Origin of the sequence: Pseudomonas sp. B23(2017) (genome assembly GCF_002113725.1) — a bacterium.
GTDB classification, from domain to species: Bacteria; Pseudomonadota; Gammaproteobacteria; order Pseudomonadales; family Pseudomonadaceae; genus Aquipseudomonas; species Aquipseudomonas putida_Z.
Genome location: NZ_NEJM01000011.1, coordinates 118185 through 133712, shown reverse-complemented (window position 1 = coordinate 133712; position 15528 = coordinate 118185). Strand labels below are relative to the sequence as shown.

The window sequence follows — 15528 nt, the reverse complement described above, 5'->3', positions numbered from 1 at the left end:
GCTTCAGCCGCGCTCACCAAGCAGCCACTCCAGCTGCACTTCGTGCTGGCCACGGTCGTCGGTGACGAACAAGGTGCCTTCACTGATCATCACGTCCCACTTGATGGTGCGTGGCATGTCGGTGGCGAGGGTTTCCAGCACCTCCTGCGGCACGGCGGCAATGCTCAGGTTCTTCAGGCCCTTGACCGCATCTACCACCTTGTTCTGCCATACGCGCAGGCTGCCGTAGGCCAGCAGGCTGGTGCGCTCGGTGCGGCGCGAGCACCAGGTCAGTCGGTCGGCGTCCGGCTGGCCCACTTCGATCCAGTGCAGGATGCGATCGTCCAGGCTCTTTTCCCACAGCGCCGCCTCGTCCACATCGGACAGGCCACGGCCGAACGACAGGTTCTCGTTGTACCACAGGGCGTAGGCCAGCAGGCGCACGGCCATGCGCTCTTCGGTTTCCGAAGGGTGACGGGCGATGGTCTGACGGACGTTTTCGTACACGCCGCGGTCGAGGTCGGTCAGGTTCAGTTCGAATTTGTAGGTGGTGGACGGCTGGGCCATGGTCGACGGGCTTCTTGCGCAGAGAAAAAGTGACACAGTCTAACCGATACTGCCCTTCGTTGCCCCGCAGCAGTATCTGCCGCTTCGGACCTATGATAAAACCACGCATCTGCCCAGCTGCCACGGATGCCCCATGACTACGCCCAGCAAACCCCTCGCCGGTCTCAAAGTTGTCGAACTCGGCACCCTTATCGCTGGCCCGTTCGCCTCGCGCATCTGTGCCGAATTCGGCGCCGAGGTGGTCAAGGTCGAATCGCCCGATGGCGGCGACCCGTTGCGCAAATGGCGCAAGCTGTACGAGGGCACCTCGCTGTGGTGGTTCGTGCAGGCTCGCAACAAGCAGTCGCTCACCCTCAACCTCAAGCACCCAGAGGGCCGCGAGATTCTCAAGCGCCTGCTGGCCGAGGCCGACATCCTGATCGAGAACTTCCGCCCGGGTGTGCTGGAAAAACTCGGCCTGGGCTGGGACGTGCTGCACGCGCTCAACCCGCGCCTGGTAATGGTGCGCCTGTCGGGCTTCGGCCAGACCGGGCCGATGAAGGACCAGCCGGGCTTCGGCGCCGTGGGCGAGTCGATGGGCGGCCTGCGCTACATCACCGGCTTCGACGACCGCCCACCGGTGCGCACGGGCATTTCCATCGGTGACTCGATTGCTGCCCTGTGGGGGGTGATCGGCGCACTGATGGCGCTGCGACACCGTGAAGTCAACGGCGGCCAGGGCCAGGTGGTGGACGTGGCCCTGTACGAAGCGATCTTCGCCATGATGGAAAGCATGGTCCCGGAATTCGATGTGTTCGGCTTTATCCGCGAACGCACCGGCAACATCATGCCCGGCATCACGCCCTCCTCCATCCACACCAGCGCCGACGGCAAGCATGTGCAGATCGGCGCCAACGGCGATGCGATCTTCAAGCGCTTCATGCAGGCCATTGGCCGCACCGACCTGGCCGACGACCCGACCCTGGCCACCAACGATGGCCGCGACCTGCGCCGTGACGAGCTGTACGGGGTAATCGACCGCTGGGCCAACAGCCTGCCGCTGGAGCAACTGATACAGGTGCTGAACACCGCCGAAGTGCCGGCCAGCCGCATCTATTCGGCCGAGGACATGTTCAACGACCCGCAGTACCTGGCACGCGAAATGTTCCTGCAGGCCAAGCTGCCGGACGGCAAGCCATTCCGCATGCCGGGCATCGTGCCCAAGCTGTCGGACACCCCCGGCTCCACCGAGTGGGTAGGACCAGCGCTGGGCGAACACACCGAAGCGCTGCTCGGCAACCTGGGCTACGACGCGGCGGCCATCGCCAGCCTGCGCGCAGCAGGCACGGTCTGACCCTGGCGCGGCCCTGGTCCATGCGCGCTGCCCGTTGCCTACGCCACCTGGCCCTGCTGTGCGGGCTGCTGCCCGCATTGCTGTTGCAGCCTGCCAGTGCCAAGGAGCGCATCTTCTGGCTGGTGCGCGACCTGCCGCCGTTCACCATTCTGGAAGGGCCGGAGAAAGGCCAAGGGGTGATCGACCAGCTGTTGCCCCTGCTGATCAGGCAGATGCCCGAGTACGACCACAGCATCGTGCGGGTCAACCGCGCCCGCGGCATCCAGATGCTTCAGGACCTGAATAGCTTCACCTGCGACCCTACCCTGCTGTGGACGCCGGAGCGCGCCGAATATGTGCGGTTTTCCGTGCCATCCCTAGGCGTACTCAGTGGCGGCCTGGTGCTGCGCAAGGACAGCGAGGCGCTGGTGGCGCCTTACCTCGACGGCCAGGAGGTAGACCTGCATGGCCTGCTGAGCAAGGCCCCGCTGAAGCTGGGGGTTGTCGCCGAGCGCAGCTATGGCACGCAGATCGACGCCATCCTGCGCCAGTTGCCCGACAGCGCGTTCAGCCGCCACTACGGCAACGACGCCACCGCCAACCTGCTACAGATGCAACAGCTGGGGCGCCTGCGCATGGTGCTCGGCTACTGGCCCGAAGTGCGCTACCTGGTGGAGCAGCAAGGCGGGGCACTGGCTGACTACCGGTTTCATCCTGTGCAAGGGGTGAACCGCTACCAGTTTCTGCATGTAGGTTGTTCGAACAGCGAGCTGGGGCGTGAAGCGATTGCGCACATCGACCAACTGCTGCCTGCCTTGCGCCGGGATGTGTTGCCGGGGTTGTATGCACGCTGGCTGGACCCGGCGTTGCAGGAAGACTACCTGGAAGAGAGCAAGCGCTTCTTCGAAGACCACTAGCTGCCCGATCGGCCCCTGTAGGAGTGGCCTTGTGTCGCGATGGGGCGCGTAGCGGCTCCACATTTTCAGCTTCGCCGCGAAGATTGCCGGGGCCGCTTTGCGGCCCGTCGCGACACAAGGCCGCTCCTACAAGGATATGTGCCTGTCCCCCCAAAAAAAGAAACCCCGGGCGCTGGGGAAACACGCCCGGGGCCAAGCGAAAGCCCTTGGGGGCTTCCCGTGACAGCCTTGCCAGCGCCGGAGCAAAGCACTGGCCCGGCTGCCCTTACAGTGTCTGATATGCCACTCAGGCAAAGGTTCCATGGGGTTGCTGGCGCTGCTGCAATGCCGCGATCACACAGGGCTGCAAACGCCCTTCGGCGATCTGCAGGTCGCGGTGCAGGCCATCCACCAGGTCGATCAACAGGCTTTGTTCCTGCAACTGGCGCTCGCTGACCGTGCGCCGCAGGGTGATGCCGGCGAGGCGGTCGTGAATGGTCAATTGGCGATTACCCTGGGCATCGGCGACGCCGAGGTGGGTCTGATAGGGGGTCAGGGCTTCGTTGAGCAGTCTGCAGATTCTTTCCATCCGGATCACTCGCTGCGTGGTGGGGTATAGAGGAACTGACCAACAGACGCAGCGGAAAGTTCGTTACACCGCGGCTGCTTCAGTGAGCATGCGGGGCGGACGTGACAGTTTGAATACGCCGCCATGGGCGCACCTGCAGTGCTTGCAGGGCACGCTGCAGGCTTGGCATCGACAGCGGCCAGGGCAGTTCGGCGAGCACCCACAGGCCCCGGTTTCTGGCCTCTTGGGCAAGGTTGCGGCGCTTGGGGATAGCCTGGCCGACGAACAGCAAAGCGAGGGTTCGGTGCTGCTGTTCGAGCAAGGCAAGGCCGGCCCGGGTAGGCATGGCGTGGTCAAGGATCAACAGATCGGGGCGGTGATCGGCGTTCAGGCAGGCGTCGAGGTCTGCGCTGGTTTCGCTGATGCGCACATGGAACATGCCTTGGGCATTGAGGGCCTGGTGCAGGAGGATCTGATGGGATGGGCGAGCCTGATGGATCAACACGTAGGGCTGGTGCATGAGCCGCTCCTTATGGGAGGACCGGCTAATTTAGGCTTTGCGCTGGGCGGGCCGAATAGGATGTTTCTGATGGAGATGTGGGAAAAGGCTTAGATTTTGGGGCCGCTTTGCGGCCCATCGCGACACAAGGCCGCCCCTACAGGGGAACGCGATTCTCCTGTAGGAGCGGCCTTGTGTCGCGAAAGGGCTGCGTAGCAGCCCCGGAAAGCAACGCCGTTACAGCGGCTTGCCGCGGTTGCCATGCTGGCTGACAAAGCCCTGCACGGCCTTCAGGTCATTGGCCAGCACCGTGCAACGCTCCTCACGGCTGAACAGGTCGCTGAGGTGCGCCGGCAGCTCCAGCGCCTTGCCAACACCGGCCTTCTCCACCGCTTCCGGGAACTTGACCGGGTGCGCGGTACCCAGCACCACCATCGGCGTGTCCAGGCTGCGGCGACACTCGCGGGCGGCCTTGACGCCGATTGCGGTGTGCGGGTCGAGCACTTCGCCGGTAGCGGCGAACACTTCGGCGATGGTTTCGCAGGTCTGCTCGTCACTCACTGCCAGCGAGTCGAACAGCTTGCGCGCTTCGGTCCAGCGGTCTTGCTCGACGCTGAAGCCGCCACCTTGCTTGAAGTTGGCCATCAGCTCGGCAATGGCGCCGCCGTTGCGGCCGTGCAGGTCGAACAGCAGGCGCTCGAAGTTGGACGAGACCATGATGTCCATCGACGGCGACAGGGTCGCGTGCAGGGTTTCCTTGACGTACTGGTTGCCGCTCATGAAGCGGTGCAGGATGTCGTTGCGGTTGGTGGCGACGATCAGCTGGCTGACCGGCAGGCCCATGTTACGTGCCAGGTAGCCAGCGAAGATGTCGCCGAAGTTGCCGGTCGGCACCGAGAACGCCACGGAACGCGCCGGGCCACCCAGCTGCAGGGCCGCGTGGAAGTAGTAGACGATCTGGGCCATGATCCGCGCCCAGTTGATCGAGTTGACCGCAACCAGGCGGGTGCCCTTGAGGAACGACTGGTCGGCGAAGCTGGCCTTGACCATTTCCTGGCAGTCGTCGAAGTTGCCTTCGATGGCGATGTTGTGGATGTTGTCGCCGAAGATGGTGGTCATCTGCCGGCGCTGCACTTCCGACACGCGCTGGTGCGGGTGCAGGATGAAGATGTCGACGTTGTCGCAACGGCGGCAACCTTCGATGGCGGCGGAACCGGTGTCACCGCTGGTGGCGCCAATGATCACCACGCGCTCGTTGCGCTTGGCCAGCACGTGGTCCAGCAGGCGGCCGAGCAGTTGCAGGGCGAAGTCCTTGAACGCCAGGGTCGGGCCGTGGAACAGCTCCAGCACCCACTCGTTGCTGTTCAGCTGGCGCAGCGGGGCAACCGCGGCGTGGGCGAACTCGCCGTAGGTTTCTTCGAGGATCTTCTTGAAGTCGGCGTCGGCGATGCTGCCTTCGACGAACGGGCGCATCACCCGGAAGGCAAGTTCGTGGTACGGCAGGCCGGCCCACGAGGCGATTTCTTCCTGGGTGAAGCGTGGCAGGTTTTCCGGGACGTACAGACCGCCGTCGCTGGCCAGGCCAGCCAGCAGGACGTCTTCGAAATTGAGGGCCGGAGCCTGGCCGCGGGTACTGATATAGCGCATGGGTGCAAACCTTCGATGCTGGGGCCGGGGCCGCACTGGCGGCCCGCCGGCACTATTGTTAGTTGAGCTGCTCGACGCGAATGCGCACGACCTTGCCGACCACGTCCTGCAGGGCTTCCAGGGCGACGATGGCGTCGTTGATACGCTGCTCGACCACGCGATGGGTGAGCAGGATCATCGGCACCAGGCCGTCCTGTTCCTCGGCTTCCTTCTGCATGATCGACTCGATGTTGATGCCGCGCTCCGAGAGGATGCTGGCCACCTGGGCCAGTACGCCAGGGTGATCCTTGGCCTGGATGCGCAGGTAGTAGGCACTTTCGCAGGCTTCGATCGGCAGGATCGGGTGGGCCGACAGCGAATCCGGCTGGAAGGCCAGGTGCGGTACGCGGTTTTCCGGGTCGGAGGTCATGGCACGGACCACATCGACCAGATCGCCGACTACCGACGAAGCGGTAGGCTCCATGCCGGCACCGGCGCCGTAGTACAGGGTGGAGCCGGCAGCGTCGCCGTTGACCATGACGGCGTTCATCACGCCATTGACGTTGGCGATCAGGCGGTCGGCCGGGATCAGCGTCGGGTGTACGCGCAGCTCGATACCTTCGGCAGTGCGGCGAGCCACACCCAGGTGCTTGATGCGGTAGCCCAGGGCCTCGGCATAATTCACGTCAGCAGTGGTCAGCTGGGTGATGCCTTCGGTGTAGGCCTTGTCGAATTGCAGCGGGATGCCGAAAGCGATCGAAGCCAGGATGGTCAGCTTGTGCGCGGCATCGATGCCTTCAACGTCGAAAGTCGGGTCGGCTTCGGCGTAACCCAGCGCCTGGGCTTCGGCCAGCACATCCGGGAAGGCACGGCCCTTCTCACGCATTTCGGTGAGGATGAAGTTGCCGGTGCCGTTGATGATGCCGGCCAGCCAGTTGATGTGGTTGGCCGACAGGCCTTCGCGGATGGCCTTGATCACCGGGATGCCACCGGCCACGGCCGCTTCGAAGGCGACGATCACGCCCTTCTCGCGGGCCTTGGCGAAGATTTCATTGCCGTGCACGGCAATCAGCGCCTTGTTGGCGGTGACCACGTGCTTGCCGTTTTCGATGGCCTTGAGCACCAGTTCGCGGGCCACGGTGTAGCCACCGATCAGCTCGATGACAATGTCGATCTCCGGGTTGCTCGCAACTTCGAACACATCAGCGGTAATGGGGGTACCGGTAATCTGGCAGTTCGGGTTCTGCGAGCGCATGGCAATCTGTGCCACTTCAATACCGCGCCCGGCACGGCGGGCGATCTCCTCGGCGTTGCGCTGAAGTACATTGAAGGTTCCGCCACCGACGGTCCCCAACCCACAGATGCCTACTTTGACCGGTTTCACTGTGAACTCCCCATTGAACGGCCGACACCTATGCCGACCGTGAAACATGCCGTCACCCCATGACGACGGCGTACTGAATTGGATTACTTGGCCAGTGCCAGCTTGGCGACCTGCGGTGCCGGCTGGTAGCCCGGAATGACCTGGCCGCTTTCAAGGACGATCGCCGGCGTGCCGTTGACGCCGATCGACTGGCCCAGCTGGAACTGCTTGCTGACCGGGTTGGCGCACTTGGCGGCCTTGATTTCCTCACCCTCGACCATCTTGTCCATCGCCGCACGGCGGTCGCTGGAACACCAGACGGCCTGCAACTGCTGGTCACCCGGCGAACCGAGGCCCTGGCGCGGGAAGGCGACATAGCGCACTTCGATACCGCGGCGGTTGAGTTCGGGCACCTCGGCGTGCAGCTTGTGGCAGTACGGGCAGGTGGTGTCGGTAAAAACGGTGATGTGCGACTTGGTCTCGCCCTTGGCAGGATAAACCACCATCTCGGCGGCTGGAATGCCGTTGATGAGCTTGGCAATGCCCAGGCGCTCGGTCTTCTCGGTGAGGTTGACCGGCTTGCCGTCCTGGATCTGGAACAGGTAGCCCTGCATCACGAACTGGCCGTCGCCGCTGGCATAAAGCACGCGGCCGCCCTGCAGCTTGACTTCATACAGGCCACTGACCGGGCTGCTGGCCACGCTTTCGACGGGCACTTCCAGCTCGAGGTTCTGCAACGACTTACGGATGGCCTGCTCGGCGGTGGCATTGCTGTCGGTTGCCGCAGCAACGGCAAAGGTACTGGCCAGCGCCAACGCGGCGGCGGCGAAAAACTGGGTCACGCGCATGGGAACTCCTGAAGGCGGACAGGGGCCGGAGGGCGCCACCTGCGGAAAATACGCGGTGACCGTGCGGCCCTTGGTGCAAACCGCCCAAGCCTACCACATCACACCGCCGGTGAAGGGCCTTGCAAGGACCGGTCGGCGGAACATGAAAAACATTCATCCACGCGGGTGGTGCTGGGCGTGCAATTGCTGCAGGCGGGCCTTGGCGACATGGGTATAGATCTGCGTGGTCGACAGATCACTGTGGCCCAGCAGCATCTGTACCACGCGCAGGTCGGCGCCATGGTTGAGCAGATGAGTAGCGAAGGCATGGCGCAGGGTGTGCGGCGACAGCGGTTTGTCGATGCCGGCGACCCGGGCATGGTGCTTGATGCGATGCCAGAAGGTCTGGCGGGTCATCTGCTCGCCACGCTGGCTGGGGAACAAGACATCGCTGGGGCGGCCATTGAGCAGTTCGGCGCGGCCATCGCGCAGGTAGCGTTGCAGCCACACCACCGCCTCTTCGCCCATGGGCACCAGGCGCTCCTTGCTGCCCTTGCCCATTACCCGCAGCACGCCCTGGCGCAGGTTGACCTGGTCGAGGGCCAGGCTGACCAGTTCGGTGACCCGCAGGCCGCAGGCGTAAAGCACTTCGAGCATGGCGCGGTCACGCTGGCCGATGGCTTCGCCCAGGTCCGGGGCCTGCAGCAAGGCTTCGACGTCGGCTTCGGACAACGACTTGGGCAGTGGCTTGCCCAGTTGCGGCATGTCGACTTGCAGGGTCGGGTCGATGGCCACCAGCTTTTCCCGCAGCAGGTAGCGGAAGAAGCCGCGCAGGCCGGACAGGAAGCGTGCGGTGGAGCGCGGCTTGTAGCCCTGGTCGAGGCGCCAGGCCAGGTGGTCGAGAATCAGGTCGCGGCCGGCGTCGGGCAAGCTGACGCCGTGTTCCTGCAGCCAGCCGTTGAACAGAGCCAGGTCGCTGCGGTAGGACATGCGGGTGTTGTCGGACAGGCCCCTTTCAAGCCACAGGGCGTCGAGGAACTGGTCGATCAGGGGGTGGTCTAGGGCGGGCATTCGGGGCTGCTGGGTGTTGGAGATGGCTTAGTGTTTCACAGCAGCATAATTGTTGTCTGTACTGGCCTCTTCGCGGCTAAAGCCGCTCCCACAGGAATATCACCGCCCTCGAGGTATGTGCGATCCCTGTGGGAGCGGCTTTAGCCGCGAAAGGGCCAGTGCAGGAGAACTCAGGCCTGGGGCAAAACCGGCACCGGGCGCTTGTCCTCGTCGATGGCGACGAAGCTGAACACCCCATGAATCGCTCGCTCGCGCCCATCCAGGTACATGTTCTCGACGAACACATCCACCTGCACCTGCAAGCTGGTATTACCCACCTTGATGACCGATCCCACCAACTCGACGATCGAGCCCGCCGGGATCGGGTGCTTGAAGTCGATGCGGTCAGTGGACACGGTCACCAGCGGCAGGCGGCAGAAGCGCGTGGCGGCGATGAACGACACTTCGTCCATCCAGGCCAGGGCGGTGCCGCCGAACAGGGTGTTGTGGTGGTTGGTGGTGTTGGGGAACACCGCCTTGGTCACGCGGGTCACCGACAGCTCGGTGCGGCGCAGGATTTCCTGGTCTCGGGTAGTCATGGCAATCACATCTTCGGGGGTTCAAAACGCAAAAAAGCAGCCCGAAGGCTGCTTTTTTCTCGCTAGGCGGCCTTGGCCACCGGGCAAACTGCACTCAGGACAGTTTTTCCTTGATGCGAGCGGCTTTGCCGGACAGGTCGCGCAGGTAGTACAGCTTGGCTTTACGCACGTCACCACGACGTTTCACGGCCAGGCTGTCGATTTGCGGGCTGTAGGTCTGGAAGGTACGCTCTACGCCAACGCCGCTGGAGATCTTGCGCACGGTGAAGGCGCTGTTCAGACCGCGGTTACGCTTGGCGATAACGACGCCTTCGAACGCCTGCAGACGGGAACGCTCACCTTCCTTCACTTTAACCTGAACGACAACGGTGTCGCCTGGTGCGAAGGTCGGGATTTCCTTGCTCATCTGCTCGGCTTCGAGCTGCTGGATGATCTTGTTGGTCATGCTGTGCTCCTAAGATGGATACGTGATCCACCATCGATACGTTTAACTATCGTCCCGCTCGCGGAGATATTCCTCGAGCAGCTTCTTCTCTTCTCCAGAAAGCGAGCGACTTTCCAGAAGATCGGCGCGTCGTTCGAAGGTCCTACCAAGGGACTGCTTCATTCTCCAACGCCGGATGTGTGCATGGTTGCCACTTAGCAACACGTCGGGAACACGCTGATCCGCATACACCTCAGGCCGGGTGTAGTGCGGGCAATCGAGCAGACCGTCGGTGAAGGAATCTTCTTCCGCCGAATCCACATGCCCTAAAGCTCCGGGCAGCAGCCGTGTAACCGCATCGATCAGTACCATGGCCGGCAGCTCGCCACCGGAAAGCACATAGTCGCCAATCGACCACTCCTCATCGACATGAGCCTCGATAAAGCGCTCGTCGATGCCTTCATAACGACCGGCGATCAGGATCAACGATTCCTGTTCGGCCAGGCCTTTGACCGCCTGCTGAGTCAGCTTGCGGCCTTGTGGCGAAAGGTAGATCACCTTCGCCGCTGCTCCGGTCGCTTGCCTGGCACTAACCAGGGCGTCTTCCAGAGGCTTGATTTTCATCACCATGCCCGGACCACCGCCAAACGGCCGATCATCCACCGTGTGGTGACGATCTGTGGTGTAGTCCCGCGGGTTCCAGCAAGTCACCTGAAGCAACCCCTGTTTCACCGCGCGGCTGGTAATGCCGTACTCCGTGATGGCCGAGAACATCTCGGGGAACAACGTGATGACGTCTACGCGAAGGTTACCCATCGTTTAGAAGTCCGCATCCCATTCAACCCGCATCACGCCTGCTTCCAGGTCGATGTCGAGCACGCATTGCGCCGTATAGGGCAACAGACGCTCGCGATCATCCAGGCTGCCTGCGCAGGGCTTGACCACCATTACATCGTTCGCACCGGTCTCCAACAGATGATCGACCTTGCCGAACAGTTGTTCGTCCTGGTTGATGACCTTCAGGCCCACCAACTGGTACCAGTAGTACTCGTCAGCAGCCAGGTTGGGCAAAAGGCTCCGCGGAATGCAGATTTCGTAACCGCTCAGAAGACGGGCTTCATCACGATCATCGAGGCCTTTCAGTTTCACGACCAGGCCCTTCTGGGAGCCACGACCGTTGACCAGCTCGACCTGCTTTACCTTGCCTTCGTGCCGAAGCGTCCAGCGCGGATAATCCAACAGGTTTTCAATCGGATCGGTAAAGGAATACACCTTCACCTCGCCGCGAACGCCGTGAACCGAAAAAATCTTGCCAACGACGATGAGGTCGTCAGCCTTTTCTGGCGTCGCGTTCATACTACTCAGGCAGCAGCCTTGGCAGCGTCCTTCAGCAGCTGAGCAACGCGCTCAGACGGCTGTGCACCCTGGCTCAGCCAGTAGTTGACGCGCTCTTGGTTGACCGACAGCTTGACTTCGGCGCCAGCAGCGATCGGGTTGAAGAAACCTACGCGCTCAACGAAACGGCCGTCACGGGCGTTACGCGAGTTGGTCACGGTCAGGTGGTAGAATGGGCGCTTTTTCGAGCCGCCACGGGCCAGACGAATGGTTACCATGTGAACATCGTTCCTATAGTCGGTGCTGCAGTTGATACAGCAGCTGGTACTGCAAATCTGAATGCCAAATAGGCACACGGGTGCCCAAAAGGCCGCATATTCTCGGGGAATACACGGACATTTGCAAATGACTTTTTCGGCAAGGCCCTGCCCTGCCGTCCAGATCTGCCGGTTGAGCCGCGAAATCCGCGGCCATTGCCCCGCCACGGCGGGGGGTCTGGGCGCCTGCCGGACAAACGGCAGGCCCCCGGAATAGGGTTTACAGCTTCGGCATGCCGCCGCCCGGCAGCATCCCGCCAAGGCCGCGCATCATCTTGGCCATGCCGCCCTTGGCGGAGAATTTCTTCATCATCTTCTGCATTTGCTTGTGCTGCTTGATCAGGCGGCCGACGTCCTGCACCTGGGTGCCGGAACCGATGGCGATACGGCGCTTGCGCGAGCCGCTGATCAGCTCCGGATCACGGCGCTCGGCCGGGGTCATGGAGTTGATGATCGCTTCCATCTGCTTGAACTGCTTCTCGGCGGCGCCCTGGGCGTTGCCCATCTGCGACAGGTTGACCCCGCCGATGCTCGGCAGCTTGTCCATCAGGCCGCCGAGGCCGCCCATGTTCTTCATCTGCTGCAGCTGGTCGCGGAAGTCTTCGAGGTCGAAGCCCTTGCCCTTCTTCAGCTTCTTGGCCAGCTTGTCGGCCTTGGCCTTGTCGATGTTCTGCTCGGCCTGCTCGATCAGGCTGAGCACGTCACCCATGCCGAGGATGCGCGAGGCGACGCGGTCGGGGTGGAACGGTTCGAGGGCTTCGGTCTTCTCGCCCATACCGATGAACTTGATCGGCTTGCCGGTGATGGCACGCACCGACAGCGCGGCACCGCCACGGGCGTCACCGTCGACCTTGGTCAGCACCACGCCGGTCAGCGGCAGCGCCTCGCCAAAGGCCTTGGCGGTGTTGGCGGCGTCCTGGCCGGTCATGGCGTCGACCACGAACAGGGTCTCGATCGGCTTGACCGCGGCATGCAGCGCCTTGATCTCGTCCATCATGTCGGCGTCGATGTGCAGACGGCCGGCGGTGTCGACGATGACCACGTCGATGAACTTCAGCTTGGCTTCGCGGATGGCCGCTTCGGCGATGGCCACCGGCTTCTGGCTGATGTCGGACGGGAAGAAGGTGACGCCGATGTCGTTGGCCAGGGTTTCCAGCTGCTTGATCGCTGCCGGGCGGTAGACGTCGGCGGACACCACCATCACGCTCTTTTTCTTGCGCTCCTTGAGGAAGCGCGCCAGCTTGCCGGCGGTGGTGGTCTTACCGGCGCCCTGCAGGCCGGCCATCAGCACCACGGCGGGCGGGGCGGCGTTCAGCGCGAGGTCTTCGTTGGCCGCGCCCATCAGGCTTTCCAGTTCGGCCTGGACGATCTTCACGAACGCCTGGCCCGGGGTCAGGCTGCGCGACACTTCGGTGCCGACTGCACGGTCCTTGACGCTGTTGACGAAATCCTTGACCACCGGCAGGGCAACGTCGGCCTCGAGCAGGGCCATGCGCACTTCGCGCAGCGTGTCCTTGATGTTGTCTTCGGTCAGCTTGGCCTTGCCGGTGACATGGCGCAGCGTCTGTGACAGGCGGTCGGTCAGGTTTTCGAACATGGTGATCCTTTCAGGCCCAGTAAAAGCCGAGGTTTGTCAGGCGCCCAGGGGGGGAATGCATACCCGCCGGGCGCAGCAAGGCGGCGATTATAGCGAAGTGCGGCGGCGGCGCACACCTTGCTGGCGGCCTGGTAGATATTCGGTGGCTGTGCCGGCCTCTTCGCGGGTGAACCCGCTCCCACAGGGTCTGCACCACATTCGAAACCGGCGCCGTACCTGTGGGAGCGGGTTCACCCGCGAATGCCGCACCGCGGTCTGCCAGTCTTCCTAGACCAGCGCGATCTATGCCAAACTCCGTCTCTTTAAGGCTCGCCAACCAGGACTTATGTTCTCCTCACCCAGCCTCATCCCCAACCTGATCGCCGCCGGCCTATATATAGCTGCGGCAATCTATCAGGGCTCTTACCTTGCCCAGAACCGCAAGGCCGACAAGCGCCTGCTTGCCCTGCTGGGTGCCTTCGCGGTACTCGCCCAGGCCGGTGCGCTGTTCTTCCAGCTGATCACCCCGCTGGGCCTGAGCCTGGACTTCTTCAGTGCCGCCAGCCTGATCGCCGTGGCGGTCATCGCCCTGACTCTGCTGGCCTGCTTGCGCATACCCGTGGAAAACCTGCTGGTGCTGCTGTTCCCGCTGGGCGCGGTGACCGCGCTGCTGGCCCAGTTCGCGCCACCCGGCACAGTGCCGCTGGTCAACGAAGAGCCGGGCATCCTCGCGCATATCCTGCTGTCGATCCTCGCCTACGGGCTGTTCACCATCGCGGTGTTCCAGGCACTGCTGTTGCTGCTGCAGGACCGCCAGCTGAAGAACAAGCACCCGTCCGGGCTGATCCGCAACTTCCCGCCGCTGCAAACCATGGAAAGCCTGCTGTTCGGTTTCCTCTGGGCCGGCTGGTGCCTGCTGTCGCTGTCGCTGATCTCCGGCTGGCTGTTCCTCGACAACCTGTTCGCCCAGCACCTGGCACACAAGACCCTGCTGGCCTGTGTCGCCTGGGTGGTATTCAGCGTGCTGCTGTGGGGCCGCACCCGCCTGGGCTGGCGTGGCCACAAGGCCATCCGCTGGACGCTGGCCGGTTTCTGCCTGCTGATGCTGGCCTATTTCGGCAGCAAGCTGGTTCGCGAATTCATCCTGCATATCTGACGGCCGCCCATGGATACCCTGCCGTACGCACCGCTATTCGGCACCCTGGCACTGGCGCTGTTGTGGTCGGCGCTGTTCACCGCGGTGGATGCCGCCCGCCTGCAACTCAATGGCGCGCTGCGCACCGGCGAGGACGGCCAGCCCGTGCTGCCGGCCCAGGCCCTGGTGCTGTGCGCCAGCCTGGGCAAGCTGCTGGTGCTGGGCCTGGCCTGCCTGGTTGGCCAGCGCCATAGCGGCGAGCACGGCTTCTGGCTGGCCGGTTTGGCCGCCACCCTCGTCCTGCTGGTGTTTGCCGAATACCTGCCGCGGCGCCTGGCCCGGCGCAACCCGCAGGCGTTCGTCAGCCTCGGCACCAGCCTGCTGAAAGTACCCCTCGCCCTGTTGCAACCGCTGGCCTACCTGCTGGATGGCATCGCCAAACTGATCCTGCGTCCGTTCCGCGTGCAACCCACGGCCGTGGCCCTGCACCCGCAGGAAGCCGACGAGTTCGACGAGGATGAGGAACACGAAGCACCGCGTCACGGCCTGCTCGACGGCCTGCAGTCACTGGACAAGATGACCGTCAACGACATCCTGGTACCGCGCAACGAAGTCGACGGCATCAGCCTCGACGAGCCGATCGAGCGCATCATCGAGCAACTGATCGTCAGCCGCCACACCCGCCTGCCGGTGTACCACAGCGACATCAACCAGGTTGAAGCAATCCTCAATACCAAGCTGATCAGCCACCTGCTGCCCAAGGCCGAGCTGACCTTGGAGATGCTGCTCGGCGCCTGCTACGAGCCCTATTTCGTGCCCGAGAGCACGCCCCTGCAAATGCAGCTGCTGAACTTCCACAAACAGCAGCGCCGCATGGGTGTGGTGGTGGACGAGTACGGCGAAGTGCTGGGCATCGTCACCCTGGAAGACATCCTCGAGGAGATCGTTGGCGAGTTCGAGGATGAACACAGCCTGGACAACCCTCACGTGCACCCGCAGCCCGATGGCACCTTCGTCATCGACGGCACCGCTTCGCTGCGCGAGATCAACCGCAGCCTGGGCTGGCACCTGCCCTGCGACGGCGGGCCGAAAACCCTCAACGGGCTGGTCACCGAGGCGCTGGAAAGCATCCCGGAAAGCGCCGTTTGCCTGAAGATCGGCCGCTATCGCCTGGAAATCCTTGAAACAGAGGACAATTGTGCCAGCAAGGTACTGGTGTGGACCGTGACCCGATAGCTATACTCGGGTCACGCTTACCCAGCCCCGCCGTCCCGCCTGCTACCCGCACCCGGCGCTCCACGGCCAGTCCGCTCCACTGACACGCCCTGCGGTCCTGCTTCAACACCCCGAACAGTGCCCGCCCCCGCCCCTATCCCCCTTGGGCTATCGTCAGTCGGGCGCACACAACAACAAAACGCTCCGGCGCCCGCGCCACCGTGCCTGCCCTTTTGCATT

Annotated in this window: 17 protein-coding genes; 4 read left to right on the top strand and 13 right to left on the bottom strand. The window is 63.4% G+C overall.

Features of this window, described 5'->3' with window-relative positions:
• Positions 1–3: 3 nt before the first annotated feature.
• Positions 4–546, bottom strand: a complete 543-nt coding sequence (locus tag CAG46_RS18260; RefSeq protein WP_013971198.1) for a YaeQ family protein — start codon at positions 544–546, stop codon at positions 4–6.
• Positions 547–679: 133 nt separating this feature from the next.
• Here CAG46_RS18260 and CAG46_RS18255 point away from each other — a divergent pair, with 133 nt between their 5' ends.
• Together CAG46_RS18255 and CAG46_RS18250 are read left to right on the top strand one after the other, a co-directional pair.
• Positions 680–1879, top strand: a complete 1200-nt coding sequence (locus CAG46_RS18255; protein WP_085618237.1) for a CaiB/BaiF CoA-transferase family protein — start codon at positions 680–682, stop codon at positions 1877–1879.
• Between the two features lie 20 nt (positions 1880–1899).
• Positions 1900–2775 carry a TIGR02285 family protein gene (locus CAG46_RS18250; RefSeq protein WP_085618235.1) on the top strand — a complete coding sequence of 292 codons (876 nt, stop codon included), beginning with the start codon at positions 1900–1902 and terminating at the stop codon, positions 2773–2775.
• A gap of 286 nt (positions 2776–3061) precedes the next feature.
• Here CAG46_RS18250 and CAG46_RS18245 read toward each other — a convergent pair whose 3' ends face one another.
• The 12 genes from CAG46_RS18245 to ffh all read right to left on the bottom strand — a co-directional run bounded on the left by CAG46_RS18245 (position 3062) and on the right by ffh (position 12959).
• On the bottom strand, positions 3062–3343 hold the full coding sequence (locus CAG46_RS18245) for a DUF3509 domain-containing protein (RefSeq protein WP_025337919.1): 282 nt from the start codon (positions 3341–3343) through the stop codon (positions 3062–3064).
• Positions 3344–3422: 79 nt separating this feature from the next.
• Positions 3423–3842, bottom strand: coding sequence for a response regulator transcription factor (locus tag CAG46_RS18240; protein ID WP_085618233.1), 420 nt, complete (start codon positions 3840–3842; stop codon positions 3423–3425).
• A gap of 216 nt (positions 3843–4058) precedes the next feature.
• Complete coding sequence (gene thrC, locus CAG46_RS18235) at positions 4059–5468, bottom strand: threonine synthase (protein WP_010952565.1); 1410 nt, start codon at positions 5466–5468, stop codon at positions 4059–4061.
• A 58-nt stretch (positions 5469–5526) separates the two neighbouring features.
• A complete protein-coding gene (locus CAG46_RS18230; RefSeq protein WP_046616085.1) occupies positions 5527–6831 on the bottom strand; it encodes a homoserine dehydrogenase in 1305 nt (434 codons plus the stop codon).
• 83 nt (positions 6832–6914) lie between these two features.
• Positions 6915–7658: a thioredoxin fold domain-containing protein gene (locus CAG46_RS18225; protein WP_025337916.1), complete on the bottom strand. Its 744-nt coding sequence runs from the start codon at positions 7656–7658 to the stop codon at positions 6915–6917.
• Positions 7659–7811: 153 nt separating this feature from the next.
• Positions 7812–8708 carry a site-specific tyrosine recombinase XerD gene (xerD, locus tag CAG46_RS18220; protein ID WP_085618231.1) on the bottom strand — a complete coding sequence of 299 codons (897 nt, stop codon included), beginning with the start codon at positions 8706–8708 and terminating at the stop codon, positions 7812–7814.
• 170 nt (positions 8709–8878) lie between these two features.
• The gene (locus CAG46_RS18215; RefSeq protein ID WP_025337914.1) at positions 8879–9286 is read right to left on the bottom strand and encodes an acyl-CoA thioesterase; all 408 of its coding nucleotides are present in this window, start codon (positions 9284–9286) and stop codon (positions 8879–8881) included.
• A gap of 94 nt (positions 9287–9380) precedes the next feature.
• On the bottom strand, positions 9381–9731 hold the full coding sequence (rplS, locus tag CAG46_RS18210; protein WP_003252148.1) for a 50S ribosomal protein L19: 351 nt from the start codon (positions 9729–9731) through the stop codon (positions 9381–9383).
• Between the two features lie 42 nt (positions 9732–9773).
• Entirely contained in the window at positions 9774–10526 is a 753-nt protein-coding gene (gene trmD / locus CAG46_RS18205) for a tRNA (guanosine(37)-N1)-methyltransferase TrmD (RefSeq protein ID WP_003252146.1), read from the bottom strand.
• Between the two features lie 3 nt (positions 10527–10529).
• On the bottom strand, positions 10530–11066 hold the full coding sequence (gene rimM, locus CAG46_RS18200; RefSeq protein ID WP_025337913.1) for a ribosome maturation factor RimM: 537 nt from the start codon (positions 11064–11066) through the stop codon (positions 10530–10532).
• Positions 11067–11071: 5 nt separating this feature from the next.
• Positions 11072–11323, bottom strand: a complete 252-nt coding sequence (gene rpsP / locus CAG46_RS18195) for a 30S ribosomal protein S16 (protein ID WP_003259424.1) — start codon at positions 11321–11323, stop codon at positions 11072–11074.
• A gap of 259 nt (positions 11324–11582) precedes the next feature.
• A complete protein-coding gene (ffh, locus tag CAG46_RS18190; RefSeq protein WP_013971189.1) occupies positions 11583–12959 on the bottom strand; it encodes a signal recognition particle protein in 1377 nt (458 codons plus the stop codon).
• A gap of 325 nt (positions 12960–13284) precedes the next feature.
• Between ffh and CAG46_RS18185 the strand changes: the two genes are divergently transcribed.
• A complete protein-coding gene (locus CAG46_RS18185; RefSeq protein ID WP_025337912.1) occupies positions 13285–14094 on the top strand; it encodes an inner membrane protein YpjD in 810 nt (269 codons plus the stop codon).
• A 9-nt stretch (positions 14095–14103) separates the two neighbouring features.
• A complete protein-coding gene (locus tag CAG46_RS18180; RefSeq protein ID WP_085587600.1) occupies positions 14104–15309 on the top strand; it encodes a transporter associated domain-containing protein in 1206 nt (401 codons plus the stop codon).
• Positions 15310–15528: the final 219 nt, after the last annotated feature.

Excerpts from the sequence above, each read along its gene's own strand:
- CAG46_RS18260 (WP_013971198.1), bottom strand. The coding sequence starts at position 546 with ATGGCCCAGCCGTCCACCACCTACAAATTCGAACTGAACCTGACCGAC.
- CAG46_RS18225 (WP_025337916.1), bottom strand. The coding sequence starts at position 7,658 with ATGCGCGTGACCCAGTTTTTCGCCGCCGCCGCGTTGGCGCTGGCCAGT.
- CAG46_RS18250 (WP_085618235.1), top strand. The coding sequence starts at position 1,900 with ATGCGCGCTGCCCGTTGCCTACGCCACCTGGCCCTGCTGTGCGGGCTG.
- thrC (WP_010952565.1), bottom strand. The coding sequence starts at position 5,468 with ATGCGCTATATCAGTACCCGCGGCCAGGCTCCGGCCCTCAATTTCGAA.
- CAG46_RS18255 (WP_085618237.1), top strand. The coding sequence starts at position 680 with ATGACTACGCCCAGCAAACCCCTCGCCGGTCTCAAAGTTGTCGAACTC.
- CAG46_RS18180 (WP_085587600.1), top strand. The coding sequence starts at position 14,104 with ATGGATACCCTGCCGTACGCACCGCTATTCGGCACCCTGGCACTGGCG.
- rpsP (WP_003259424.1), bottom strand. The coding sequence starts at position 11,323 with ATGGTAACCATTCGTCTGGCCCGTGGCGGCTCGAAAAAGCGCCCATTC.
- CAG46_RS18245 (WP_025337919.1), bottom strand. The coding sequence starts at position 3,343 with ATGGAAAGAATCTGCAGACTGCTCAACGAAGCCCTGACCCCCTATCAG.
- CAG46_RS18185 (WP_025337912.1), top strand. The coding sequence starts at position 13,285 with ATGTTCTCCTCACCCAGCCTCATCCCCAACCTGATCGCCGCCGGCCTA.
- rimM (WP_025337913.1), bottom strand. The coding sequence starts at position 11,066 with ATGAACGCGACGCCAGAAAAGGCTGACGACCTCATCGTCGTTGGCAAG.
- rplS (WP_003252148.1), bottom strand. The coding sequence starts at position 9,731 with ATGACCAACAAGATCATCCAGCAGCTCGAAGCCGAGCAGATGAGCAAG.
- ffh (WP_013971189.1), bottom strand. The coding sequence starts at position 12,959 with ATGTTCGAAAACCTGACCGACCGCCTGTCACAGACGCTGCGCCATGTC.
- CAG46_RS18215 (WP_025337914.1), bottom strand. The coding sequence starts at position 9,286 with ATGACTACCCGAGACCAGGAAATCCTGCGCCGCACCGAGCTGTCGGTG.
- trmD (WP_003252146.1), bottom strand. The coding sequence starts at position 10,526 with ATGGGTAACCTTCGCGTAGACGTCATCACGTTGTTCCCCGAGATGTTC.
- CAG46_RS18240 (WP_085618233.1), bottom strand. The coding sequence starts at position 3,842 with ATGCACCAGCCCTACGTGTTGATCCATCAGGCTCGCCCATCCCATCAG.
- xerD (WP_085618231.1), bottom strand. The coding sequence starts at position 8,708 with ATGCCCGCCCTAGACCACCCCCTGATCGACCAGTTCCTCGACGCCCTG.